The organism is Zoogloea oryzae, from assembly GCF_030161255.1.
GTDB lineage: Bacteria > Pseudomonadota > Gammaproteobacteria > Burkholderiales > Rhodocyclaceae > Zoogloea > Zoogloea oryzae.
The window spans coordinates 32,551-56,911 of the sequence record NZ_BSPX01000026.1 but is presented as its reverse complement, the minus strand read 5'-3'; the positions used below and the strand labels follow the sequence as shown (position 1 = coordinate 56,911).

Here is a 24,361-nt window from a genome sequence, read left to right as displayed (position 1 = left end):
CCGCTCGCGCCGGGCGTGGCCCGGTGGGGCGGCTGGCCGGCGGGGATCAGGCGCACGCGCGCCAAGCCCAGCGCCTCGCGGGCGGTTTCGGCGAGGCGCAGGTGGCCCAGGTGGATCGGGTCGAAGGTGCCACCGAACAGGCCCAGCGGGCCTGCGGGGTCAGTCCTGCTCATCCGGAGTGATCTTGCCGAACACGTCGGTGGTGTTGGCGTAAAGGCTGGCGAACACCACCGGCATGAAGACCACCGGGAAGGCGAGGGCGGCGAGGCTGCCGAGGATGGGCAGGGCGAGGTCGAACACGATGACGACGATGCTCGCCGCCTGGGTGACGACCATCAGGCACAGCCCGTACACCAGGAAAGCGCGCCAGTTGCGCAGGCAGGCCACGTAGCTGAAGAACAGCGCCTTGACGGCCGGAACCTTGCCCCACGCGGCCAGCAGCGGGGCGAACCAGTAGGCCATCGCCAGCGGGGTGAAGCCGACTACCACCACCAGCACCGCGAGGCCGAAGGACGGGTTTTCCGAGAGGGTTTCGCCGGCGTCGGCCTTGCCGAGCAGGATGTCCACCATTCGGTCGCCCATGCTGCCGTCGATCAGCACGGCCAGCCCGACCAAGGCCAGGGTGCACAGGAAGTTGATGCCGCCGATCTTGATGAGCTCGGGCAGCTGCTGGCGAAAGCCGGAGAACATCACCTCGGGCCCCACCTTGCGGCCTTCGGCGACGGCCTTGCAGCCGTTGTAGATGCCCAGCGCCAGGGCCGGCGTGGTGAGCGAGATGACGATTGGCCCGATGTACGGGACGATGAACATCACCAGCTGGATGAAGGAGTAGGCCATCACCAGAAAGGTGATGAGGGCCGGGTTGCGTTTCCAGATCGCGAAGCCGTCGACGATCCAGGCCCAGCCGCGCCGGGCGGGAAGAGTGCGCGCCTGCACCGGCTTACTCCGGCGTGGCTTCGGGCTGCGCGGCCGGCGGCAGGGCCGGGCGTTCGCCGAAGACGTCCTGGAAAGAGGCGTAGAGGGTGCCGGCGAGCACCGGGATCAGCACCAGCACGCCCAGCCCGGCCGGGAGCATCGCTACCCAGATCAGCACGTAGATCAGTACCCCGAGGACGACGAAGGCCCCGAAGTTGTTGAAGCACGCGGTGAGGGAGAGCTTCATCGCATCCAGCGGCGGGGTGTCACGCAGCACCACCAGCGGCGCGGCAAACCACAGGGCGGTGATGAGCAGCACCCACAGCACCGAGAACACCACGCTGCCAAGCACCACGCCGCTCACCAGGCCCAGCCCGAGGCCGGCCAGCGCACCGAGGATGTAGCCGGTGAGCAGCGCGCCGCCGCCCACCACCACCGACACGAAGCCGGCCACCAGGCCACCCAGCAGATAGAACACGCCCACCAGCGCCAGGTTGCCGGCATGCACCTTGAGGCCCGCGGCGAGGTGATCGACCCGCAGGGGCTGGCCCTGGGCGAGGGCGTGGCAACCCATCACCATGCCGGCGACCATCACCGGGAAGCCGATCAGCACCACCGCCCAGCCCAGCAGGGGCACCAGCCCGAGCACGAAGAGCATCACGATGAAGATCACCGCGATGGCGATCCACACGCCGGGGCTCTGCATGAAATAGGACCAGCCGGCCTTCAGCCACACCAGGCTTTCGGCGGGGGACACGTGGCGCGGCTGGGGATGCCGGGCGCTGCTGTACGGATGAGATGCCGGGGAGGCCGGTTCGGTCATGACTGGGTTGGGGAAAACAGGAATACGGGACGAAAAATCAGCATGTTGCGTTGCAGTGAAATGCTAGCCCAAATCGCCGGCGGTGTTCAAACCGCCGATCGGATCGCGACCGGATTTCACGCGGGGAGGGCCGGCAGTGCGGTGTCGGTGGCGCGCTGGCCGAGGATGCGCCGGTATTCGCCGGGATCTTTCACCAGCACCATCTCGCCGGCCCGTGGGCGGTGGAAATCCTCGAGCCGCGACAGCCAGAAGCGCAGCGCCGCGGCGCGCAGCATGGCCGGCCAGGCGGCCCGCTCGGCGGCGGTGAAGGGGCGCGATTCGGCATAGCCTTCGAGGAGCGCGGAGGTAAGCGTGGGATCGAGGCGACCATCGGCGTCGGCGCACCAGTCGTTCACCGTCACGGCCACGTCGAACAGCAGGGCGTCGACGCCGGCAAAGTAGAAGTCGATCACCCCGCCGACGAACTCGCCGTCCCACAGCACGTTGTCGCGGAACAGATCGGCGTGGATCACGCCCTGGGGCAGCTTGTTCAGATCAAAACCGGCCTGGAAGACGAGCTCGGCGTCGAGTTCGGCCTGCTCGTAGGCAGAAAGATGCGGGCGCACCCGGCGGGCGCAGTCGCGGCGCCAGTCGGCGTTGCGCGGGTTGGCCTGCTTGCGGCCGAAATTGACGCCGGCCAGATGCAGCCCGGCCATCATCGCGCCGATGCGCCGGCAGTGGGCCGCGCCGGGGTTCATCTCGGACTTGCCGGAGAGCCGCGCCACCAGCACTGCCGGTTTGCCGGAGAGGGTGCCCAGGTATTCGTTGTCCCGGTTGGCCACCGGCGCGGGCACGGGCAGGCCGTGGCGGGCCAGGTGGGCCATCAGGTGCAGGTAGAAGGGCAGTTCGGCCCGGGGCATCGTCTCGAACAGCGTGAGCACGTAGCGGCCCAGGCTGGTGGTGACGAAGAAGTTGCTGTTCTGCACGCCGGCAGAGATGCCCTGCAGGTTTTCGAGGCGGCCGATGGCGTAGTTGCGCAGCCAGTCGGCGAGCTCGGATTCGGTGACGGGAGTGAATACAGACATGGTGGCGGGAGCTTACATCAATCGGTGGCGGTAGAATGCCCTCCCCCGCTTCACCCGTTGCACCGCCATGTCCTTCCAGCTCAACCCCCCCCAACGCGAAGCCATCCATTACCTGGACGGCCCCTGTCTCGTGCTGGCCGGGGCGGGCTCCGGCAAGACGCGGGTGATCACCCAGAAGATCGCCTATCTGGTGACTGACTGCGGTTTCAACCCCCACGCCATCGCGGCGATCACCTTCACCAACAAGGCCGCGAAAGAGATGCTGGAGCGCATCTCCAAGCTGATGGGCGGCCGGGCGGCGAAGGGGCTGACGGTGTGTACCTTCCACGCGCTGGGCGTGCGCATCGTGCGCCAGGAGGCGCAGCTGCTGGGCCTCAAGCCCCAGTTCTCGATCCTCGATTCGGGCGACACCACCCAGATCATCGCCGAGATGACCGGCAACACCGACAAGAACCGCGCCAAGGCGCTGCAGTGGCAGATCTCCAGCTGGAAGAACGCCCTCATCGAGCCCAACGAGGCGGCTCACATCGCCAACGACGAAGTCTCCGCCGCCGCCGCGCTGCTCTACCGGGATTACGACAAGACCCTGCGGGCCTACCAGGGCGTGGATTTCGACGACCTGATCCGCTTGCCGGTCAAACTCTTCGACGAGCACCCCGAGGTGCGCGAGCGCTGGCAGAACCGCCTGCGCTACCTGCTGGTGGATGAATACCAGGACACCAACCGCGCCCAGTACCGGCTGCTCAAGCTGCTCACCGGCGTGCGCGGGGCGTTTACCGCGGTGGGCGACGACGATCAGGCGATCTACGCCTGGCGCGGCGCCGACATCGAGAACCTGCGCCAGCTGCCGGTGGATTTCCCGACCCTCAAGGTCATCAAGCTGGAGCAGAACTACCGCTCCACCACGCGCATCCTGCACGCCGCCAACACGGTGATCGCCAACAACGAGAAGCTCTTCGACAAGAAGCTGTGGTCCGAGCACGGCGCCGGCGAGCCGGTGACGGTAGTGGCCTGCCAGACGCCCGAGCACGAGGCCGAATCGGTGGTGATGAAGCTCATCTCCCACAAGTTCGAGCACCGCACCCACTTCAAGGATTACGCCATCCTCTACCGGGGCAACCACCAGGCGCGGCTGTTCGAGCAGCAGCTGCGCAACCAGAAGATCCCCTACGCCATCTCGGGCGGGCGCAGCTTCTTCGAGAACGCCGAGATCAAGGATCTGTGCGCCTACCTGCGCCTGATCGCCAACGAGGACGACGACCTGGCCTTCATCCGGGCGATCACCGTGCCGCGCCGCGGCATTGGCGCCGCCACCATCGAATCCCTCAGCCATTACGCCAGCAACCGCAACATCAGCCTGTTCACCGCCGTCTTTGAAGAGGGCGTGTCCGAGCACGTGGCGGCGCGCCAGCTGGAGGGCATGCAGGCGTTCTGCCACTTCATCAACCGCATCACCCACCGCGCCCCGCGGGAGCCCGCCGGCCCGGTGATCAACGACCTGCTGAAGGCCATCGGCTACGAGGCGTGGCTGTATGAAAGCTGCGAGCCCCGCGAGGCCGAGACCAAGTGGAGCAACGTGAGCGACTTTACCGGCTGGCTGACCCGCAAGGGCGAGGAGGACGGCAAGACCCTCACCGACATGATCCAGACCATCAGCCTCATCACCATGCTCGACAAGGACGACGAGGAGCTGGATCAGGTGCAGCTGGCCACGCTGCACGCCTCCAAGGGGCTGGAGTTCAAGCACGTGTTTCTTGTTGGCGTGGAGGAGGGGCTGCTGCCCCACCAGAGCTCCATCGACGAGGACAAGATCGAGGAAGAGCGGCGCCTGATGTACGTGGGCATCACCCGCGCCCAGCGCAGCCTCACCATCAGCTACTGCGAGCGCCGCAAGGCCGGCCGCGAGGTGCGCACCTGCGACCCCTCACGCTTCATCGACGAGATGGGCATGGAAGGCATCCGCCGCAGCGACCGCAAATCCGCCGAGCCGGTGAGCAAGGAAGACGCCCGCGCCCGCATCGCCAACCTGCGCGCGATGCTGGGCAACAAGCCGGGGACGATCGGCTGATTGCCGAGGATGTTGTGTCGGGTTACGCCCTGACGGGCTAACCCGACCTACTTTCAGGATGGTGGGATGTAGGTCGGGTTAGCCTGAAAGGCGTAACCCGACACCACCGACTCAAGGCGCCGGCGAGCCATCCTTCTGATACTTGGGCGAACGCGGCCCGTACAGGATGCCGTTCGGCCGGCCGGCGGAGAGCAGGCGGCTGGCGGTGATGCCGGCGATCGGGTGGCCGCGGTTGCTCAGGGTGTCGGCGATCTGGGTGATGACCGCCTTCAGCAGCAGGCCCACCACGCCGCCGCTCGAGTTGTTGTTGCCCTCTTCGCTCGATGCGGTGGCGCGGCCTTCCCACAGGGTGGCGCCGCTGCGCAGATCCACCAGCTTGGCCTCGGCGGAGACGCGGGTCTCGCTGGAGATGATCATGTACTTGGTGCCGTAGTGGGTGACCTTGATGTACAGGGCCGTGTCGGCGCCGAAGATCTCGTACAGCTTCTTGAGCGGCACCTGCTGGATGTCGGCCGGGGAGGTGAGGCCGTTCTGGCGGAAGGCTTCATCCACCAGCGTCACCGGCAGCACGTAGTAACCGGACTCGGCCAGCGGCACCGTGGTCTGGGCGTACATGCTGTAGGTGGCGTTCACGTCCGGTGAATCGTTGAGCGGCGGCAGCACCAGGATGGACTTGGGGCGGCTCTCGCGGAAGGCGGTGTAGTCGTAGCCCGGCTGGGTGGCGCAGCCGGCAAGCAGCGCCACGCCGATGGCCAGCAACACCCGTTGAAAAAGGCGCGATCGGATCATTGGCGGGCCTCGGCGGGTTTGGGTTGGAACTTCTTCAGGATGAAATCCATGAAGGGTGCGCCTTCGGGAAACTGCTGCTTCTCGGCTTCGAGGCTCTCGGCGAGACGGCCGGCCTGGCCGCTCTGGCCGTAGAGCATCCCCAGGTGGGCCTGGAAGCCCGGCGGCAGGGGCAGGCCCTTGGCGCGGGCCTGCTCACGCATGGCCTCGAGGGCCTGGATCTGCTCCTGCTGGCCCTTGGCGTTGTTGAAATGGCTGTACATCACGCTGGGGTAATCGCCCCAGTAGTAGAGCGGCTTGGGCTGGGTGGCGCAGCCGGCGAGCAGGCCGACCGCCAGCGCGGCCAGCGCCAGCCGGCCGTGCCGGAAAGAAGAAACGTGCATGGTGTGGGCTCGGCTCCGGGCTTAGTCGGCGAGGCGCAGCGCGCCGGATTCGACACCGCCGACGAGGTTGTCGACAGCTTCGCGGATGGCGAGATCGAGCACCTTGCCGTTGAGGGTGGAGTCGTAGCTGGCGGTGCTGCCAAAGCCCACCACCTCGCGGTTGGAGAGGCTGTATTCGCCGGCGCCCTGGGCGGAGTAGACGACCTCGGAGGTCTTCACATCCACCACGTTGAGGGCCACCTTGGCGTAGGCCACCTGCTGCTTGCCGCGGCCGAGGATGCCGAACAGCTGGTGATCGCCCACTTCCTTGCGGCCAAACTCGGTCACGTCGCCGGTGACGACGAAGCGGGCGCCCTTGAGCTTCTGCTCAACCTTGTTGAGGGCGGCCTCCTGCTTGATCTCGGACATGTTCTCGCGCTCCAGCACGTTGAAGCGGTTGGTCTGCTGGAGGTGGGTGATCAGGATGGTCTTGGCCTGGCTGCCGAGGCGGTCGACGCCATCGGAGAAGATGCCGCGCATGAAGCTGGAGCGGTTATCGAACTTGCCCACCGAGATGGGCGTGCGGGCGCCGGTGTAGGCGCGGGCAGCAGCGGCGGGCTTGGCCACGGCCAGCGTGCGGGATTCTTCGGTGGTGGCACAGCCGCTCAGGATGGCGGCGGTGACGGCGGCAGATGCAGCAAGGGCGAAGGTCTTTTTCATGCTTGGGCCTGCGATGTGATTGGAATTATGCCAAGCTGGAATTATATACACACCGGCATGCCTTACGCATCAGTTTGGTGCGCTCGCGTGGCGCAAAAGCGCGGCGGCCGGCCGGGCATGCAGCCCATCGCGTGGACGCACAAAGACCGCCGGCGATCGCGGAAGCGACGGGGCGAAAACTGCGGAGAGGGGAGGGTGCTGCAGGATCAGGCGCCGGAACAGGCCATGCTGCCTGGTGCGTCCTGACGGAGTCGAACCGCCGACCTCCACGATGTCAACGTGGCGCTCTAACCAACTGAGCTAAGGACGCTGGAGGGAATGGAGCGGCAGAAGAGTCTCGAACTCTCGACCTCAACCTTGGCAAGGTTGCGCTCTACCAACTGAGCTACTGCCGCTCTAAGAACAACTTTGTGATGCGTGGCGGAGTGGACGGGACTCGAACCCGCGACCCCCGGCGTGACAGGCCGGTATTCTAACCGACTGAACTACCACTCCGCGTCGGCTTCCAGACGCCGGAACCGGCATCGGGATGATCTTCACTTACCTTGGTGCCCAGGAGAGGACTCGAACCTCCACGGAGTTACCCGCTAGTACCTGAAACTAGTGCGTCTACCAATTCCGCCACCTGGGCAGGCGGTGAAGGGCGCGAATATTAACCAAGGTTTGGCGGATGCGCTAGCCCTTTATGAAAAAAAGTGCGGCGCACCCGAATCGAGCACCTGCGCAGAGGACATTCAAAGGCCTTCGTGGGGGCGACTTCAGTCGCCCATCCCCCTGCGATACGATAAAAAGCGCCTCAAGCAATACCCACGGACGACTGGCGCGACCACGGTAAGGCCGTGAAGGCTGCCCGGATCGTCAGGCGGCCTGGGCGGCCCTGCTGGTGCGGCTGCGGGCCTTCTTCTCGGACTTCTTCTTGAGGCCCACCTGCACCATCTCGTCGGAATCGGGCCCGTAGATCGCGCGGACCTGCTCCTTGGCCCCGACAACGATGTCCTGCAGCGCCCACTGGGCGGCAACGATGGCATCCCGCGCGGCCAGACGCGCGTGCTCGGTGTGCAGATCGTTCACCTCGGCAGTACGCAGCAGTTCAACGCACGCGGTGATCGCCTCCAGCGAGAAAGCGGGGTTGTAAGGCTTGTACCCGGGCATCGCCTTGAGCGCCAGATAGGCGTCGATATTGGCCTGCACCTGATCAGCCGGCATGCGGTTCTTGCGGTTGGATCCCATGAGTTTGTCTCCTCGGTCCTTGTGATGAAAGGTTGATGAAAGCGGGGAGGATCATGGTGGAGAGGCTATGATGTTGTCAACCATCTACCCGAATCGGATGGTCGGCGCTGCGCCGGAGTGCGCTAGATTGATGATGGAGCGGCGTAGATCGTCGATGGGCGTCGCTAGATGATCGATGGGCGCGTTCCCATGAGTCATCTACGGCGCTAGATGAGTGATCTACGGCCTTAGATGAACGATCTAGCGGAGTAGATAGCTTATCCGATAGTCTTTACCCTTGATGGGTAGGCGTAGATTAATGGTGGAGGCTATCGTGAGAGGGATGGGAGGGACGGGATGGGGGAGCGGTAGGCAGAATGCTAGGGGGAGGAGGCTTTGCTGTTGTTGGCGTTCGCAAGCTTCAGAGGCCTGTGAGCAACGATCTGCTGATCTGGGGGCTGAAGGCGACCCCAGTGGCTGCAGGTTTAGGCCGGTGGGGCTGAACCTAACGGTAGGCTGACTTCCAGGTTCGGGGGCGCGAATACACTATGTGATGGCGAAGGGCGCTGTGCAGCCTCGACCAGATTCCATCAGCCGGTTTAAGTTGCCGAATCGAGCCGCTGAAGGCTCCGTTCGATGCCATTCCCGCCTCCGCCTGAGAACGCCACACATCGAGTCCATGAGGCGTAAAATGCCAGCCATGAACGCAGTCACAGACCTCATGCAAGACGACATTTACATACTTTGGAATGATATTGTTGAGTCGATAAAGCAGGAATACCTTTCCGAAGAACAATCCTACCCGTGGATTTTAGGGTTCTCGGGCGGGAAAGACTCGACCGTGGTTGCCCACGCCCTGTTCGAAGCCCTACTCTCCCTCCCGCCATCGAAGCGCAAGCGCGAGGTTCATATCGTCTCGAACGACACGCTGGTAGAGAGTCCGCTGGTTGTCGCTCACCTAGAGCGCTCTCAGGACGCCTTGAGAAACGCGGCGCAAAGTTGGAGCCTCCCCATCACCGTCGCGACCACGCGCCCGCCAGTCGACAAAACCTTCTGGACCCTGCTAATCGGGAAGGGATATCCAAGCCCGAACCAGACCATGCGCTGGTGCACCGACCGGCTAAAAATCGGGCCGACTAGCCAGTACATCCTTGATCGCGTCAGCGCGCTAGGCGCGGCCATTATTCTTCTTGGCGTGCGCAGCGACGAAAGCGAGAGCCGCCGCAATAACATCAACAAGTGGAAAAACCTCCACGAATCGAACCTGCAACCTCATCCAGAGCTGACCGGGGCTTTCATTTACCGGCCTATCGTCTCATTGACCACGGAGGATGTCTGGGAGGTTCTGGGTACCTTCGCCCCCCCCTGGGGAGGCAGCCACAACGGCCTGATTCAGCTTTATCGCGATGCCGAAGGTGGTGAATGCCCCGTTGTTCTGAGCAAGGCGGAAGCTCCCGGCTGCGGTACAGCATCGAGCCGGTTTGGCTGCTGGACATGTACGGTCGTTGAAAAAGACAAGAGCCTTCAGGGGTTCGTCGATTCGGGCAATCACGAATACAAGCCTCTGATCGAGTTCCGAGACTGGTTAAAGCAAATTCGCAACAATCCGGAATACAGAAGTGTGGAGCGAAGAAACGGTCTAGTGACATTTGATGTATCCGGAAAGCATATTCCGGGGCCGTTCACGATTCAGGCTAGACAGATGATCTTGGAAAAATTGTTTGAAACACAGAAAGCCTTTGGCGGTTCTCCGCTAATCAGCAAAGAAGAAATCGACCTCATTAAATCGACGTGGGCACAAGAGCTTGCGAAAAAAGGGCAGTAAAAAGGAAAATGGTGGAGCATTATTTAAGCGATTTGCCGCTGTGGTCCGACCCGGCTGCAAAGAAGGTTCTTGCTGATCTCTGCGCGAAACACGCGGTTCCCGTTTCTGTTCTGGAAGACTTGGTGGCCATTCAGCGCGAGCGCCAGAGCCAGGAACGGGCCGACGGCGTGTATCAAGCGATCACCGAAGCCCTGGACCAGATGGATTAATCGGCCATGTGGATATCCAAGCTTGAACTGAACAATTTCAAGAGCTACTACTTCCAGTCGTTCAACTTCCCGCAACCCGGGAGAGAAGGGAACCTGACCCTCATCGGGGGAATGAACGGTTTCGGAAAGACGACGCTGCTCGAGGCTCTTTACCTCTGCCTTTACGGCGCAGACGCAATGCCGCACCTGGGCCGCGCCGGCCTGAAGCCGACCGAAGAGCGCAAAGGCTATCCGACATTCCTCGAACGCGCGCTCAACGGGCAAGCGCTGAGCTTGGGCAAAGATAACATGAGCGTGAAAGTCCAGGCGCTTTCGGATCCGTCGGAAGGATTCGAGATCACCCGCCGTTGGTTCTTCACCAAGCGCGGCGACTGGAATGGCGAAGAGGAAATCCTGCTGCAGGAAATCTCTGGCGGGATCTCCCGCCCGATCGACTCGGTGCACCTGACCGAGCTGCTGGATCAGCGCTTTGTGCCTGCCCATCTGGCCCCGTTTTTCTTTTTCGACGGAGAGGAGGTTAAGACACTGGCCAACCGCAACCGCATCGAGCAGATCAAGACCGGCATGGAGGGCCTGCTGGGCGTGGTTCTGTTGCGCGGCATGCAGAAGCGCCTCGAGCAATATCAGGCGAACAACCGTTACCGAAGCGGCAACTCCAGTGTCGACGAGGAGAAATACAAGGAGCTCGCGGAAAAGCTCGAGCGCGACGAGCAGAAGCTCGATGAATTAAACGGGCTGAAGCACGAGCTCGAGCGCGAACTCGACGCCGCCAAGGCTAAGCGCGACGAATTGATGGGTCGCATCATGGCTTTGGGCGGCGGCAGCGGAGATATCGCAACCGCTGGCGACATCGTCCGCCAGCAAGGTCTTGTGAAAACCCAGCTCGCCGAGTGCGAACGGCAGATGGAAGACGCTCTGGCCGGCAAGTTGCCCTTCCATCTGATCCACAAGGACTGCACGGACCTGCTCAAAGAACAGCTGCGGCAGGAGATCAAGCGCCGAAAGTGGGATGCCCGCAAAGAAGGCATGGAGCCCGAGAAAGAGCGCTTCATCGCTTCGTTCTTTAAAGCCGCCGAGCCCGCGATCATGCCGCCGCTCGAGGACGGACAGATTGACGCTGTTCTGGGCAGACTGAATGCTGCCTGGGAAAGCCTCTTCTACCCTCCTCCCTCTGACTGCGCGAAAGAGATCGTTCACGATTATCTGTCGGACGAGCGCCGGGAGGCCGTGCTTGCGATGACGGAGAAACTGCGCATCGGTGCACAAGAAATCCGCGTGTTGGTCACCAAGAAAGAAAGCTTGCAGAGAGAGCTGCGCGAGCTCGAGAAGCGCTGGGCGAAAATCGACGGAGTTGAACGCGACGGCACGCTGGCGCGCATCAACGAGGAGCTAGCTGGCATCAGCGCCACGATCGATCAGAAAGAACGCTCCAGAGGCGACCTCGAACGGCAGATTCGTTCTCAGGAGGCGACCATCGACCAGGACCGGGCAATCTATTCCCGTATCCATGAGCAGATCATCAAGGCCAGCCCCGCTAAATCGAACATTTCGAAGGCCCAGCGGATCAGGGATCTGATCGACGAGCTTATTCCCAGTCTTTACGCTCTCAAAACCAAGCAGCTTGGCGTGGCCATGACCGTTGCTTACAAGCAGCTTGCCCACAAGTCCCAAGTCGACAAGATCGTAATCGAGGAGACCGGAGCAAGCCGCCTTTTGGCCAAGGACAACACAGAGATCAATTTCGACCGCTCTGCGGGGGAGAACCAGCTTTTTGCGACCGCCCTGCTCGCCGGCTTAGCCGAAGTTTCCGGCATCGAGGCTCCGTTGGTAGTCGACACTCCGCTCGCCCGTCTGGATAGCGAGCATCGGAAGAATATACTGAATTTCTGGACCAGCCAGAAGCAGCGCCAAGTGATCCTGCTCGCCCAAGACGAGGAGATCGATGCCGACATGTTCAAGGCGATTTCCGGTTCGGTTGGCAAGAGCTATCTGCTGGAACACAACGACCTCGGCCGCGGCGTGGGTCGCGCACGAGCCGTCGAAAACCAATATTTCAAGGAGCAGTAAATGGCCGAGTGGACAATTGAGAAGGCTCTGCTCGCCAACTTCGCTTCGTCGTCCGAAGCCTATCGGCAGACCGACCAACTGCGTATCAAACTCGGGTTCGCCGCTCGCGCACCAATCGCGCGCATGGCAGTCGGCCGCTCGCTTGGCGAAACGACCATTCCGCCCAAGGCTCCCGACATGCTCGGGAAAGCCATCAAAGGGGACACTCTTTTCGGCGTCGAAGAACACGCGCTATGGATGGCCCTGCTGGTGGCGAATTTCCGGGATCTGTTTCCCAAGCTGCCGATCACCCTCCCTGCTCTCCAAGACCTGGTCGCTCGCCATTGGCATCGTGGCGTGGGGCTTCTAACGGAGGACTGGGAAGAGGCTGGCGGCTACTCGAAGTTCGTCGACATTCTGATCACTCGCAGAGCCACACTGCCAGAAGAGGTTCAGGGCGTCGCTTCGACCGATTCGGACGGTCGTGGCACAGACGGCTGGGCGGGCCCCGAATCGGTCGCGAAGCCGGTCACCATTGAGCTTGGCAGAGAAGAGGCAAGCGATAACAATTTCACCTGGACGGTCAACGGAGTGGGTTATTCGCCGCATATCGCCGTCATGGGACAAGCGGGATCCGGTAAGACCAGGACCATGATCGAGGCGCTTAAGCAAGTGCATGGCCGGACTGGCGCGCCGATTCTCCTGCTGGATCTCGGTAAGGGCGACTTGGCCGACAACGCCGAATTGGCTCGCGAACTTGACGCTCGCGTTCTGCGCGTCCCACAGGATCAGATTCCGCTAGACATGTTCCACGGCTCTTCGCGCTCCGAAACCGACGCATCCGACGTCGTTCTCGGCTTCCGCGATTCCCTCGCCAAGGTCATGCAAAGCCGACCCGGGGCGATGCAACTCGAGCATATCCGCGAAGCGCTCAAACCTGTTTTCGCCAAGAACGAACGCATTTCCCTCGAGAATGTCCGCGACGGGCTCAAGGACTACTACGAGGAGAACACGCTGAAAGTCGACTCGGTCATTTCCGCCATCAACGATCTGACCGAACGGTCGATCTTCACTCCCGAGCTCTCGCCGGCCGCGTTTTTTTCGAAGTCTTGGATCATCACGTTCGCACACGCTAGGGACACAGTAAAAAACCTAGCGGCCTATATGCTCCTCGATTCGCTCAACGCGTACATGAAGCGCCTGGACGAGGCCCCGCAGGACGATCATGGGCACAGGGCGATCCGCATGGTTTTGGCTGTCGACGAGGCTCGGCATCTGCTCGCGTCCAGGCACAAAGCGCTCTCCGACAACATCCGCTTGCACAGATCCAAGGGACTGGTTGTCAGCTTGGCCTCGCAGTCGCCGGACGATTACGACGGCGCCGGAGACGATTACCTCGAGAACATCGGACTACCGATTTGCTTTAAAACCAACGCGGCATCCACGACAGTTTTGCAGAACATGTTCCGCGGTAAAATCAGTTTCGCCGGCCTGGGGACGGGTATCTGTATGACATTGAAAGACGGCAAGCCAATTCGCGTGAAGGCTTTCTAACGTGAGCACAATTAAGAGTTCTATTCCGTTGGTCATTGAAGAGGTTAGCAGACGCTTCTGGACACCCATCGGGCAAATGACTTTCCTGACGTTTTTCTTTGTTGCTGTTGTCGGGATTGGGGCGTTGGGTTTCTGGGTTGAGTGTTATAAGGCTTGGCCTTTTGGGAATCAAAAAACGGATGGGGTTCTGACTGCTATTTATACTTATTTTCCCGCCATAGCAGGAGGTTCAGCGCTTCAGATGCTCATGGACCATAGAAAAGAGACGCAACAGCATATGCGCTCGTTCTGTGTGCTGAGTGGTGCGGTTATTTTCTTGCTCACGCTTCCGTTCATGAGTGGAGTAAGCCCCGGTTGGGCATTTTTTTGGGGAATAGTCGGAACCATAGCCTCCCTGCTTCTTTGGTGGGTGGCCAACGGCGTAAATCCGAGCTTTCTCGATATAGATCCGAACGATTCTCTGGGCGCTAACCCCTCAACACCTCCGGCCGGTGATACCGGCGGATTTGACCTTTGAGCGCCGATGACGCCACAATACCCCATTACTGTCCCTGCGATCAGCGTAACTCAGCCCCTTGGGACTTTCTATGTCGTTTCTTTGCCGGCGAGAGTGCTGCTCGACACGACTTATAGCGACCGCCTGCGCGCGAAAAGATCTGCCGACGGTGAGACATACGAGCTGGAAGGATCTCAGCGCGGACTGCTGATTCCGAGACTGCGGGACATCGGGGCGTATATTGCCGGGGAAGAGTCCACCTTTCCCAACAGCATTATTCTCGCGCCCAACTTCGACCCCGAAACCGGAGAGCCGATTGAAGAGGATAACGAGAACGCCCGGAACCTTCGCTGGCACGTCGACGAGGTCAGAACGTCCGGTGTAGCGAATGGCGTTTCCTACACACTCACAATTCCGACTAATGCCGCTCTTGCTCCTATCATCGATGGGCAGCATCGTCTTTTCGGTTTTAACTTTTGCGATAAACCCGAGCGTCTGGATACGGAGCTGGTCTGCTCTCTTTTTCTCGACCTACCGAAGCCCTTTCAGGCGTTCCTATTTGCGACCATCAACTCAAACCAAAAGCCGGTTGATAAAAGCCAGACCTTCGAGCTGTTCGGCTATAACATAGAAAAAGAGCCGTCCGGCAATTGGAGTCCAGACAAGCTCGCGGTCTATTTCGCCCGAAAACTCAATTCCGAATCTGATTCGCCCCTTTGCCGCAAAGTACTTGTCGCGGCCGAGAACGATTTCGCGCTAACCAGAGCGCAAGCGAAAGCGCAAGGAAGATGGATGGTGTCGATGGCGACCGTTGTCGAAGGTATCTCCCGGCTGTTTTCCCAGAATACGAAGCGCGATCGAACCATTCTGCTGAGCTACAAATCCGGCGAGCGCAACCGCGAGGTTTTGGCGCGAGCGGCTGCGGGCGACAAATCGCCGCTGCGCGAGCTTTACTTGCAGTTGAACGACAAAGTTATCTACGCGGCTGTGAAGAACTTTCTCATTGCCGCCCAAGAGCTGTTCTGGTCGAAATGCAAGCCGGACTCCTTCATCTGCAAGACCGTCGGCGTTCAAGCCCTGTTCGACGTGCTGCTCGCAATCTCCAAAGAAGGCTTTGCGACGAAAACCTTCTCCGTGGATTTCTTCACCAAAAAACTCGCGCCCGCCGCTGAGATCAATTTCGGAAACGAACGGTTCAAAAACGCATCGGGGTCGGGGCGCCTACTCATCAAGAACTGTATTTTTGTCAAAGCAGGCCTTGAGAGCGAGAAGATCGAAAATCTCAAAGAACAGCAGCGCAAGGAGATTGACGACGCGATATCCGCCTAATACTTTGGAGATTTTCGGGCAACGGGCCGGTAGTCGGTGAACCGCAGACTGCTCTGAAGAACTTTCTCTGTAGCAGCTTCGGCCGACCTCTGGCCCCTCACCCCTTCTTCTTCCAGCTAGTCCTGCAAGTCTCCTGCAGATACCCCAGCACCCTCGTCTCGTCATCACCATCCAGCTGCTGCGCGGCCTCAGGCCCCAAGTCCTCATCCCACAGGCGGCGGATGTCGGATTGGTATTCGAAGGGGACGACGTTGTCGATGAAGCGGGTGATGGCGGTTTCGTTGAAGCCGGTTTCCTTGAAGGCGTCCCAGATGGCGAGGGCGTCTTTCTTGCGCAGGCTGCGGGCGGGTTCGAGGCCGGTTGCGACCATCAGCAGCACGCCGCATTGCACGTCGGGGTGTTCGCCCTGGGTGCCCATGATGCGTTGCCATTCGGCGGCGCAGGCCTTGTCGTGGTGGGTGATTTCGCCGATGGAGTGGCTGTCGAAGAAGAACAGGCCGGAGAAGCGGTCCTGGTTGCGGTAGATCTCGGTGGCGGGGTGCTCGCGCAGGATGGGCAGCACTTCGGTGGTGAAGCGGGCGCATTCCTTTTCGATCAGCCGGCGGATGGCGGGCGGGGCGTCTTCGAGCCAGGCGTCGAGGGGGCCGAAGCTGGCGCCGCGCTTTTTGGTGGCGGCTTCGGCGAGCTTGAGGAAGCGGTCGACGCTGAAGAAGCCGCTGGGTTTCTTCTCGGCAAACAGCACCAGCAGGGCGCTGTTGATGACGGACTCGCAGAACACGTGCCATTCCTGGGCGATGTCGCGGCTTACGCCGAACTTGCCGGCGAGCCAGTAGGCGGCGTCGATGAACTGCTGGTTGCGTTCGCGGGCGCCGTGTTCGGCCAGATAGCGGGAATAGGTGATGCCGGGCTCCGCCGTGCTGCGGGCGAGGAATTCCTTTTCGCTCTCGCTGAAGACCTCGGGTGCGCCGAGCAGGCGCTCGGTGGGCAGGGCATGGAGGCGGCGCAGGCGGTCGGCGCCGGCCTTGGATAAGGCCAGCAGGGTCTTGTCGCGCAGCAGCCTGGCGGCGGCGTCGAGCTTGCCGCCGGATTCGGCTTCCAGCGCGAGGCCAACCAGCGTGACGAGGCGGCCGCGGGCGGCTTCGAGCTCGGGGCGCAGGTTGGCGGTGCTGAAGAAGCTGGCGAGCTGCACGATGCCCTTGGCGCCCTCGCGGCGGATGCCGTCGAGGCGGGTGGCGTCGATCAGGCTTTCCTTCAGGGCGTGGCGCAGCACCCGCTCGAAGTAGGGGCTGCTATCTACGGTCGTGAGGGCTTGGGCGATGGGCATGGTGGGCTCGGGCGCGCGCGGCCGGTGGGCCACGCGCGGGTCAGGAGGTTGGCTGGATCAGATGGCGGACTCTTCGTCCTCGTCGTCGAGCTTGGGCACGCCGGGCTCGGTGTCGGCCACCGGCATGCGGGCGGCTTCGTTGGCGCGGGCGATGCGGTCCTGGATCTCGATGACGAGCAGCTCGAAGGTGTCGGAGAACTCGTGGCGCAGCAGCCAGGCGGTTTCCATCCAGTCGCCGTCGGCCACTTCGGTGCGGGATACGCGAGCCTTGACCATCTCGATGGCGTCGCCGATCTCGAGGCCCTGGTCGAGCTCGTCGATGCGCTCGGAGTCGAAGCCGATCGCCGACTTGGGCGTGAAGGCGCGCTCCAGATCGACCTCAACCTCGAACACGCCGTGGTAGGCGAGGGCGAGGAGCGAGTCGTAGTGGTCGGTGAAGTAGTCGGCCAGCAGGCGCACGCCTTCGTCGTGTTCGGCGAGGCAGTCAAGCACCTCGGCGCAGCTGCCGCTGCTCCGGTGCATCACCGCGTTCATGGTGTTGCGCAGGCGCGGGACGTACTTCTCGAGGGGCTCGCCGTACTGGCGCTCGAGCATGATGGCGGCCACGAACTGCTCGGGGCTGACCACCATGTTGATGATGGATTCCTTGCTGGTGTCGTACTCGCGCATCACCGCGAGGACATCCTTCGGCGCCATCTCGTCGAGGACTTCGACGAGGGCGTGGTCGCCTTCCTGCTCGGCGATGACGGCCAGGGCGGATTCGGCCTCGGCGATCTCGCCGGCCTGGATCAGGGCGTGGGTCTGTTTGATGACCAGGGCGTTCATGTGGCGGTTCCTTGGCTGCTTATCGTTCTACGGCGTCGAAGCCCTGCTCGGACATCCACTCGTCGCCGGCTTCGGAGAGATCTTCGGCGTCGTCGTCTTCGTCATGGCCGCGGCTGGATTCGGGCGCGGAACGCACCGCGAGGCCGCTGCCGAGCATGTGTTCGAGCACCGCGGTGGTGACGAGGAAGCTGTCGCCGCCATCCTGCTTGAGGCACTGGTCGACGAGGGGCTTGGCCCAGTCGGCAAGCTCCAGCGTGCGGGCGAGCTCGCTCCAGCTGGGGAAGTCGTCGTCGCCGGGTTCGCTGTGGGCCGCGCCGTACACCAGCGTCTGGCTGACGAAGCGGAAGGCGCCGTGGAAGGCCGGGGCGACCATCTCGGGGGCGGTGTCGATCATCGACAGCAGGAAGGGGAACTCCTTGTGCTTGTCGCGCATGCGGCGCTTGAGCACGTCACGACCTTCGGAGTCGGAGCGGAGGTCGTCGATTTCGTTGGCGTAGCGCTCGAAAATGTCTTCGAAGTAAAACGAGGTCAAGAAGTTACCTTTTCAATGTAGGCGTTCCAGAGGAAGGTGGCTTCCTGCTGGGGGTCGTCGATGAGGTTGCGCTGGCGCAGCAGGTCGTAGTCGCGCCGCCTGGCCGGATCGGCGAGGAGTTCGTAGGCGGACTGGATGTCGCGGAAGCGCGCGGCGGCGTTGGGGTCGGGGTTGCGGTCGGGGTGGTAGAGCCGCGCCGCCTTGCGGTAGGCCGTCTTGATGGCCTCGTCGGGGGCGCTCGGTGCAACGCCGAGGACTTCGTAGGGGTCGCGCATGCTTGTCTTTCCCGTGGTTCGACTGGATCAGCCAGCGATGCCCAGACGTTGGCAGATGGCCAGTGTGGCGGCGGACTGGTTCATGCTGTAGAAGTGCAGCCCCGGCGCGCCGGCGGCGAGGAGCTTCTCGCACAGCTCGCTCACCACATCCAGCCCGAAGGCCTTGATGCTGTCGCTGTCGTCGCCGAAGGCTTCGAACTTGCGGCGCATCCAGCGCGGGATCTCGGCGCCGCAGGCATCCGAGAAGCGGGCCAGCTTGGAGAAGGACACGATGGGCATGATGCCCGGCACGATGGGCACATTGACGCCCAGCGCGGCACATTCGTCCCGGAAGTGCAGGTAGGCATCCACGTTGTAGAAGTACTGGGTGATCGCCGAATCAGCGCCGGCCTCGACCTTGCGCTTGAAGGCGAGCAGGTCGTCTTGCGGGGTGCGGGCCTGGGGGTGGTACTCGGGGTAGGCGGCGACTTCGATGTGGAAGTGGTCGCCGGTTTCGGTGCGGATGAATTCCACCAGCTCGTTGGCGTAACGCAGCTCGCCGGCAAAGCCGACGCCCGAGGGCAGGTCGCCGCGCAGGGCCACGATGCGGCGGATGCCGGCGGCCTGGTAGCGCTGCAGGATCTCGCGGATGTGCTCGCGGGTCGAGCCGATGCACGACAGGTGCGGCGCGGCCTGGTGGCCTTCCTGCTGGATCTCGAAGACGGCCTCGAAGGTGCGTTCCTGCGTGGTGCCGCCCGCGCCAAAGGTGACCGAGAAGAACTCGGGCTTGAGCACCGCGAGCTTCTGGCGCACGGTGCGCAGCTTGTCGGCGCCTTCGGCGGTCTGGGGGGGGAAGAATTCGATGCTTAAGTGCTGTGAGGAGTGAGGAGTGAGGAGTGAGGAGGTCATGACTGCTCCGTACGCTTCAGCGCGTTGATCAGGCCGTTGATGAGGCCAAAGGTGTCGCTGATGAGCTGTTCCACGTCATCGGTCTGCCCGCTGTAGGCGAGCTCCTGGGCGATGACCCGTTGTGTGTCGAGTTCGCTGAGGGAGCCGCGGGCGATGCCCAGGAAGTGAAGAAACTCCCGGGTCGTCGTGCGTGCGGCCCCCTCGGCGATGTTGGACGGTACGGACACCGCCGCCCGGCGCATCTGGGCGGTGAGTCCGAAACGTTCTGAGTCCGGAAAGGCGGCGGTGAGGCGGTAGATCACCTTGACCAGCTCGATGGCGCGCTGCCATGCGTGGAGGTCGCGGTGTTTTCTCCTCACTCCTCTCTCCTGACTCATCCCCGGGTCTTAATAGCGATAGTGCTCGGCCTTGTACGGGCCTTCTTTCGACACGCCGATGTAGGCGGCTTGCTCGTCGGTCAGCACGGTGAGCTGGGCGTTGAGCTTCTTGAGCTGCAGGCGGGCGACCTTCTCGTCCAGGTGCTTGGGCAGCGTGTAGACGCCCACCGGGTAGTCGGCGGTGCGGGTGAAGAGCTCGATCTGCGCGATGGTCTGGTTGGCGAAGGAGCTGGACATCACGTAGGACGGATGGCCGGTGCCGCAGCCGAGGTTAACCAGCCGGCCCTTGGCGAGCAGGATGATCCGCTTGCCGTCCGGGAAGATCACGTGATCGACCTGGGGCTTGATCTCTTCCCACTGGTACTTCTCGATGGAGGCGACGTCGATCTCGTTGTCGAAGTGACCGATGTTGCAGACGATGGCCTGGTCCTTCATGGCGGCCATGTGGTCGTGGGTGATGACGTGGAAGTTGCCGGTGGTGGTGACGAAGATGTCGGCCTTGTCGGCGGCGTATTCCATCGTGACGACGCGGTAGCCTTCCATCGCGGCCTGCAGGGCGCAGATCGGGTCGATCTCGGTGATCCACACCTGGGCGGAGAGCGCGCGCAGGGCCTGGGCGGAGCCCTTGCCCACGTCGCCGTAGCCGCACACCACGGCAACCTTGCCGGCGATCATCACGTCGGTGGCGCGCTTGATGCCGTCCACCAGTGATTCGCGGCAGCCGTAGAGGTTGTCGAACTTGGACTTGGTGACCGAATCATTGACGTTGATCGCCGGGAACTTGAGGTCGCCGCGCTGGTGCATCTGGTACAGGCGATGCACGCCGGTGGTGGTCTCCTCGGTCACGCCCTTGATCTGGGCGAGGCGGGTGGAGTACCAGGTCGGGTCCACGGCCAGCTTGGCCTTGATGGCGGCGAAGAGGATGGTTTCTTCTTCGGACGAGGGCTTGCCGATGACGGAGATGTCCTTCTCGGCTTTGGCGCCCAGGTGCAGCAGCAGGGTCGCGTCGCCGCCGTCGTCGAGGATCATGTTGGAGAAGCCGCCGTCGGCCCACTCGAAGATGCGGTGGGTGTAGTCCCAGTAATCCACCAGGGTCTCGCCCTTCACGGCGAAGACCGGGATGCCCTGGGCGGCGATGGCGGCCGCGGCGTGATCCTGGGTGCTGAAGATGTTGCACGACGCCCAGCGCACTTCGGCGCCGAGGGCGGTGAGCGTCTCGATCAGCACGGCGGTCTGGATGGTCATGTGCAGCGAGCCGGTGATGCGCGCGCCCTTGAGGGGCTGGGCGGCGGCGAACTCGTCGCGGATCGCCATCAGGCCCGGCATCTCGGTTTCGGCGATCTTGATCTCCTTGCGGCCCCAGTCGGCCAGGGAGAGATCGGCGATGACGTAATCGGTGAACTTTTCAGCCACAGTGTTCATGAGATTTCCTCGAACGTGTGGCCGGGAAGGGAGAACGCGCAACAGCTTGCGCGGTACTGCGGGTGGCTGCGTACGAACGGCTCACCGCGTCTCCCCGTGCCCGGCACGGGTTTGCAAACAAAGCATGGACGGGTGAGCGCGGTTTCTGGTGACGCGGGCGAACCCGGCGGCACTGACATCGAGCCTGGGACAGCGGGCATTGCACCCGGCAGTCTTGCAGCGCTCCTCGAAGCAAGTCGCGGATTATAACGGGTTTTGTGGCGGATTTTTGAGTGCCGAATCCAGTACCTTCCCGAAAATCTCCGCTTCCTGGAAGCCGACGACGCGCAGTTGCTTGCGCTCCGCGCCGCCGGCGTCGAAGAAGATGATGCCCGGCGGGCCGAAGAGGTTGAAGCGCTTGAGGAGCGCCTTGTCGTCGTCGTTGTTGGCGGTGACGTCCGCTTGGATCAGCTGGAAGCCGGCGAGGCGCTTCGCCACGGCCGGATCGGCGAAGGTGAAGCGCTCCATCTCCTTGCACGAGATGCACCAGTCGGCATAGAAATCGAGCATCACCGGGCGGGTGGCGGTTTTCAGGATCTGGTCGAGCTCTTCCACCGAGCGCACGCGCTGGAATTTGGTTTCGGCCACCGGCGCGCTGGCGGCCTGGGCGCGCAGGATGGCGAGCGGCTGCAGCGGATCACGGGAGCCGGCCAAGGCGCCGATGAACATCGCCGCGCCGGCCAGCAGGGCGATCACGCCCCAGCCCTTCCAGAAGCGCTGCCAGCCGCTGGCGTGGGGCGGCAGGGGGTCGAGGGCATGGAGGTAGATCGCCGAGACGACCAGGATCGCCGCCCAGGCCAGCATGGTGACGATACCCGGCAGCACCGGCGAGACCAGCCACACGGCCACCGCCAGCAGCATGACGCCGAAGGCGCGCTTGACGTTCTCCATCCACGGGCCGGTCTTGGGCAAGGCGCTGCGGGCGAGCACGCCGACGATGATGAGCGGGGCGCCCATGCCCAGCGCCATTACGAACAGCGCCACGCCGCCGAGGGCTGCGTCGCCGGTCTTGGCGATGTAGAGCAGGGCGCCGGCGAGCGGCGCGGCCACGCAGGGGCCGACGATCAGCGCGGACAGCGCGCCCATGGCGATCACGCCGCCGGGCGAGCCGCCCTTCTGGTGGCTGGCGGTGTCGGAGAGGCGGCTTTGCAGCGCGGTGGGCATCTGCAGCTCGTAGAAGCCGAACATCGAGAACGACAGCACCACGAAGACCAGCGCGAAGCCGCCGAGCATCCACGGGTTCTGCAGCGCCGCCGACAGCAGCGTGCCGGAGAGGCCCGCCGCCACGCCGGCCGCGGCGTAGGTGACGGCCATGCCCAGCACGTACAGCGCCGACAGGCTGAAGGCGCGGCCCTTGGATATGCCGTGGCCGTGGCCGACGATGATGCCTGAGAGGATCGGGATCATCGGGAACACGCAGGGCGTGAAGGCCAGCAGCAGGCCAAAGCCGAAGAAGCTGGCGAGGGTGGCGAGGGTGCCGCCGCCGGCCAGCAGGCGGGCGATGCGGCCGGATTCGTCGTGGTCGTCGGTGGCGGCCTCCGGGGCGGGTGTGGCGGCGGTGGTGGTGGCCGGTGAGGCGCCCTTGCCCAGCGCCCGGGCGAGCAGGCTTTCGCCGGGGCCACCGCTGGAAAGGGCCACGTCGAGGGTGTGGGTTTGCGGCGGATAGCAGATGCCGATGTCGGCGCAGCCCTGGCTGACGAGGGTCAGCGGGAAGGGCGGCTTGCCGGTGGTGACGGGCAGGGAGAAGACGAGTTCCTTGCGGTAGATCTCGACTTCGCCGAAGGCGTCGTCCTTCTTGGGCTTGCCGGCGGGGAGCGCGGGTTCGCCGAAGCTGACGCCCTCGGCGTCGAACTTGAAGCGGTGGCGGTAGAGGTAGTAGCCGTCGGCGATCTGGAAGCGGATCTCGACGGTGTGGTCGTCAACGGCGCGGGCGGTGGCGCGGAAGGCCTGTTCGACGGGCAGCGGCTCGCCGACGGCGTGCACGCCGAAAGCGGCGAGCAGGAAGGCGGCGAAGGCGAGGAGGTGGCGGATAAGACGGATCATGGCCGGCAGTGTGGCGGCAGGACGGCGGCCCTGCCAGGGGATGGATCAAGAAATCAGGGATGCTGCTCGGTGGTTTCGGCGCCGACCCACGCCAGATAGGCGGGCAGGCCTTCGTGCAGAGGGACCGCGATGATCTCGGGAAGTTCGTAGGGGTGGAGCTCGGTGAGGGCAGCCTGGAGAGCCGGGTAGCGGGCGAGGGTGGTCTTGATGAGCACCGGCACCTCGGTGGCGGATTCGACGGCGTCGTTCCAGCGGTAGACGGACGTGCACGCCGGCAGGATGTTCACGCAGGCAGCGAGGCGTTGCTCGACCAACTGGCGGGCGACCTGCTTGGCGCTGTCGGCGTCGGGCAGGTTGGTGAGGACGAGGAGGGTTTCGGCAGGTGCGGTCATGGTCGTCGTCAGTTGAGCAGGCGGCGCCGGGTGAGCGCCAGGGCCAGCCAGAAGGCCAGCACCGTGATGAGGGCCAGCACGGCCAGGTGAAAGCCGATCTGCTGGGGCATCTGGCCGAGCAGCAGCGGGCGCACCAGCGCCACCGCGTGGGCCAGGGGCAGCTGGTTGGCCACCCCGAGCACCGCGTCGGGCAGCTGGCTCTGGGGGAAGAACACCCCGGAGAGCATGGTCATCGGCGTGATGAACAGGGTGAAGTAGTACATGAAGAAATCGTAGCTCGGCGCCAGGGCGGTCATGATGAGGCCGAGGGCGGCGAAGCACAGCCCGGTGAGGAAGACCACCGGGATCGCCGCCAGGGCCAGCGGCGAGGCGGCAAAGCCGAAGGCGGCGATCACCCCGAGGATGGCGGTGCCGGCGAGGGTGGCCTTGCTGGCGGCCCACACCAGCTCGGCGGCGACGATGTCGTCCAGTGCCACCGGGGCGTTCATGATGGCTTCCCAGGTCTTCTGGACGTGCATCCGCGAGAAGCCGGAGTACAGCGCCTCGAAGGTGGCGGCGTTCATCGTGGAATAGCACAGGGTGCCGCCGGCCAGGAAGGCGATGTAGGACACGCCTTCGACCTCCGGCACCAGCATCCCGAGCCCGTAGCCGAGGCCCAGCATGTAGATCACCGGGTCGGCCAGGTTGCCGACGATGGACGGCAGGGCGAGCTTCTTCCAGACCAGGAAGTTGCGGCGCCACACGGCGATGAGGCGGCCGGACAGGCGCGGCGGGGCGAAGTGGTTCGGCATGGCAGAGCCTTCAGCGAGCGGAGCGAGCGTGGGGGGGCGCCAGCCTC

25 protein-coding genes, 4 tRNA genes and 1 riboswitch are annotated in these 24,361 nt (G+C 63.4%); of the genes, 7 read left to right on the top strand and 22 right to left on the bottom strand.

The window, feature by feature from the left end; genetic code table 11:
• From QQK25_RS10330 to QQK25_RS10315, 4 genes are all read right to left on the bottom strand, one after another.
• On the bottom strand, window positions 1-173 hold a 173-nt coding region (locus tag QQK25_RS10330), incomplete at its 3' end, for a nicotinate-nicotinamide nucleotide adenylyltransferase (protein ID WP_284187848.1).
• Complete coding sequence (locus QQK25_RS10325; RefSeq protein ID WP_284187846.1) at window positions 160-936, bottom strand: BPSS1780 family membrane protein; 777 nt, start codon at window positions 934-936, stop codon at window positions 160-162. The genes QQK25_RS10325 and QQK25_RS10330, both read right to left, overlap by 14 nt.
• A gap of 4 nt (window positions 937-940) precedes the next feature.
• Window positions 941-1,738, bottom strand: coding sequence for a BPSS1780 family membrane protein (locus tag QQK25_RS10320; RefSeq protein WP_228112004.1), 798 nt, complete (start codon window positions 1,736-1,738; stop codon window positions 941-943).
• A gap of 116 nt (window positions 1,739-1,854) precedes the next feature.
• Entirely contained in the window at window positions 1,855-2,802 is a 948-nt protein-coding gene (locus tag QQK25_RS10315; protein WP_284187845.1) for a homoserine kinase, read from the bottom strand.
• Window positions 2,803-2,869: 67 nt separating this feature from the next.
• Between QQK25_RS10315 and QQK25_RS10310 the strand changes: the two genes are divergently transcribed.
• Entirely contained in the window at window positions 2,870-4,870 is a 2,001-nt protein-coding gene (locus tag QQK25_RS10310; protein ID WP_284187844.1) for a UvrD-helicase domain-containing protein, read from the top strand.
• 111 nt (window positions 4,871-4,981) lie between these two features.
• Here QQK25_RS10310 and QQK25_RS10305 read toward each other — a convergent pair whose 3' ends face one another.
• The 8 genes from QQK25_RS10305 to QQK25_RS10270 all read right to left on the bottom strand — a co-directional run bounded on the left by QQK25_RS10305 (window position 4,982) and on the right by QQK25_RS10270 (window position 7,968).
• Window positions 4,982-5,659 carry a DUF799 domain-containing protein gene (locus tag QQK25_RS10305; RefSeq protein WP_284187843.1) on the bottom strand — a complete coding sequence of 226 codons (678 nt, stop codon included), beginning with the start codon at window positions 5,657-5,659 and terminating at the stop codon, window positions 4,982-4,984.
• The gene (locus QQK25_RS10300) at window positions 5,656-6,039 is read right to left on the bottom strand and encodes a DUF4810 domain-containing protein (protein ID WP_153163731.1); all 384 of its coding nucleotides are present in this window, start codon (window positions 6,037-6,039) and stop codon (window positions 5,656-5,658) included. Before QQK25_RS10300 ends, QQK25_RS10305 begins: the two co-directional genes overlap by 4 nt.
• A gap of 21 nt (window positions 6,040-6,060) precedes the next feature.
• A complete protein-coding gene (locus QQK25_RS10295; RefSeq protein ID WP_284187842.1) occupies window positions 6,061-6,738 on the bottom strand; it encodes a CsgG/HfaB family protein in 678 nt (225 codons plus the stop codon).
• Window positions 6,739-6,971: 233 nt separating this feature from the next.
• A tRNA-Val gene (locus QQK25_RS10290) sits at window positions 6,972-7,048 on the bottom strand.
• Window positions 7,049-7,057: 9 nt separating this feature from the next.
• Window positions 7,058-7,133: transfer RNA gene (locus QQK25_RS10285), tRNA-Gly, on the bottom strand.
• Between the two features lie 23 nt (window positions 7,134-7,156).
• Window positions 7,157-7,233, bottom strand: a tRNA-Asp gene (locus QQK25_RS10280).
• A gap of 51 nt (window positions 7,234-7,284) precedes the next feature.
• Window positions 7,285-7,369, bottom strand: a tRNA-Leu gene (locus QQK25_RS10275).
• A 227-nt stretch (window positions 7,370-7,596) separates the two neighbouring features.
• Window positions 7,597-7,968, bottom strand: coding sequence for a hypothetical protein (locus QQK25_RS10270; RefSeq protein WP_284187841.1), 372 nt, complete (start codon window positions 7,966-7,968; stop codon window positions 7,597-7,599).
• A 700-nt stretch (window positions 7,969-8,668) separates the two neighbouring features.
• Between QQK25_RS10270 and dndC the strand changes: the two genes are divergently transcribed.
• From dndC to QQK25_RS10240, 6 genes are read left to right on the top strand one after another with little or no spacing between them, the layout of a single operon-like run.
• On the top strand, window positions 8,669-9,772 hold the full coding sequence (gene dndC / locus QQK25_RS10265; RefSeq protein WP_284187840.1) for a DNA phosphorothioation system sulfurtransferase DndC: 1,104 nt from the start codon (window positions 8,669-8,671) through the stop codon (window positions 9,770-9,772).
• Between the two features lie 8 nt (window positions 9,773-9,780).
• On the top strand, window positions 9,781-9,981 hold the full coding sequence (locus QQK25_RS10260) for a DNA modification system-associated small protein (protein WP_284187839.1): 201 nt from the start codon (window positions 9,781-9,783) through the stop codon (window positions 9,979-9,981).
• Window positions 9,982-9,987: 6 nt separating this feature from the next.
• Window positions 9,988-12,048 (top strand): DNA sulfur modification protein DndD, encoded by a 2,061-nt coding sequence (gene dndD / locus QQK25_RS10255; RefSeq protein ID WP_284187838.1) that lies wholly within the window; start codon window positions 9,988-9,990, stop codon window positions 12,046-12,048.
• Window positions 12,049-13,581 (top strand): hypothetical protein, encoded by a 1,533-nt coding sequence (locus QQK25_RS10250; RefSeq protein ID WP_284187837.1) that lies wholly within the window; start codon window positions 12,049-12,051, stop codon window positions 13,579-13,581. It begins immediately after the preceding gene.
• A gap of 1 nt (window position 13,582) precedes the next feature.
• Complete coding sequence (locus QQK25_RS10245) at window positions 13,583-14,098, top strand: hypothetical protein (RefSeq protein WP_284187836.1); 516 nt, start codon at window positions 13,583-13,585, stop codon at window positions 14,096-14,098.
• 6 nt (window positions 14,099-14,104) lie between these two features.
• Window positions 14,105-15,406 (top strand): DGQHR domain-containing protein, encoded by a 1,302-nt coding sequence (locus QQK25_RS10240; protein ID WP_284187835.1) that lies wholly within the window; start codon window positions 14,105-14,107, stop codon window positions 15,404-15,406.
• Between the two features lie 97 nt (window positions 15,407-15,503).
• Here the strand turns inward: QQK25_RS10240 and QQK25_RS10235 are convergent, their stop codons facing one another.
• The 10 genes from QQK25_RS10235 to QQK25_RS10190 all read right to left on the bottom strand — a co-directional run bounded on the left by QQK25_RS10235 (window position 15,504) and on the right by QQK25_RS10190 (window position 24,314).
• Window positions 15,504-16,730 (bottom strand): hypothetical protein, encoded by a 1,227-nt coding sequence (locus QQK25_RS10235; RefSeq protein WP_284187834.1) that lies wholly within the window; start codon window positions 16,728-16,730, stop codon window positions 15,504-15,506.
• A gap of 57 nt (window positions 16,731-16,787) precedes the next feature.
• A complete protein-coding gene (locus QQK25_RS10230) occupies window positions 16,788-17,555 on the bottom strand; it encodes a hypothetical protein (RefSeq protein WP_284187833.1) in 768 nt (255 codons plus the stop codon).
• 19 nt (window positions 17,556-17,574) lie between these two features.
• Window positions 17,575-18,087 carry a hypothetical protein gene (locus QQK25_RS10225; RefSeq protein ID WP_284187832.1) on the bottom strand — a complete coding sequence of 171 codons (513 nt, stop codon included), beginning with the start codon at window positions 18,085-18,087 and terminating at the stop codon, window positions 17,575-17,577.
• On the bottom strand, window positions 18,084-18,362 hold the full coding sequence (locus tag QQK25_RS10220; protein WP_284187831.1) for a DnaJ domain-containing protein: 279 nt from the start codon (window positions 18,360-18,362) through the stop codon (window positions 18,084-18,086). The genes QQK25_RS10225 and QQK25_RS10220 overlap by 4 nt, the downstream gene beginning before the upstream one ends.
• A gap of 27 nt (window positions 18,363-18,389) precedes the next feature.
• Window positions 18,390-19,250 (bottom strand): methylenetetrahydrofolate reductase [NAD(P)H], encoded by an 861-nt coding sequence (metF, locus tag QQK25_RS10215; protein ID WP_284187830.1) that lies wholly within the window; start codon window positions 19,248-19,250, stop codon window positions 18,390-18,392.
• Window positions 19,247-19,609: a four helix bundle protein gene (locus QQK25_RS10210; protein ID WP_284187829.1), complete on the bottom strand. Its 363-nt coding sequence runs from the start codon at window positions 19,607-19,609 to the stop codon at window positions 19,247-19,249. Before QQK25_RS10210 ends, metF begins: the two co-directional genes overlap by 4 nt.
• A 27-nt stretch (window positions 19,610-19,636) precedes the next feature.
• The gene (gene ahcY / locus QQK25_RS10205; protein ID WP_284187828.1) at window positions 19,637-21,049 is read right to left on the bottom strand and encodes an adenosylhomocysteinase; all 1,413 of its coding nucleotides are present in this window, start codon (window positions 21,047-21,049) and stop codon (window positions 19,637-19,639) included.
• 127 nt (window positions 21,050-21,176) lie between these two features.
• Window positions 21,177-21,283: riboswitch (S-adenosyl-L-homocysteine riboswitch) on the bottom strand.
• Between the two features lie 9 nt (window positions 21,284-21,292).
• The gene (locus tag QQK25_RS10200) at window positions 21,293-23,131 is read right to left on the bottom strand and encodes a protein-disulfide reductase DsbD (protein WP_284187827.1); all 1,839 of its coding nucleotides are present in this window, start codon (window positions 23,129-23,131) and stop codon (window positions 21,293-21,295) included.
• 53 nt (window positions 23,132-23,184) lie between these two features.
• Window positions 23,185-23,523: a divalent-cation tolerance protein CutA gene (gene cutA / locus QQK25_RS10195; protein WP_284187826.1), complete on the bottom strand. Its 339-nt coding sequence runs from the start codon at window positions 23,521-23,523 to the stop codon at window positions 23,185-23,187.
• 8 nt (window positions 23,524-23,531) lie between these two features.
• Entirely contained in the window at window positions 23,532-24,314 is a 783-nt protein-coding gene (locus QQK25_RS10190; RefSeq protein WP_284187825.1) for an ABC transporter permease, read from the bottom strand.
• Window positions 24,315-24,361 lie beyond the last annotated feature (47 nt).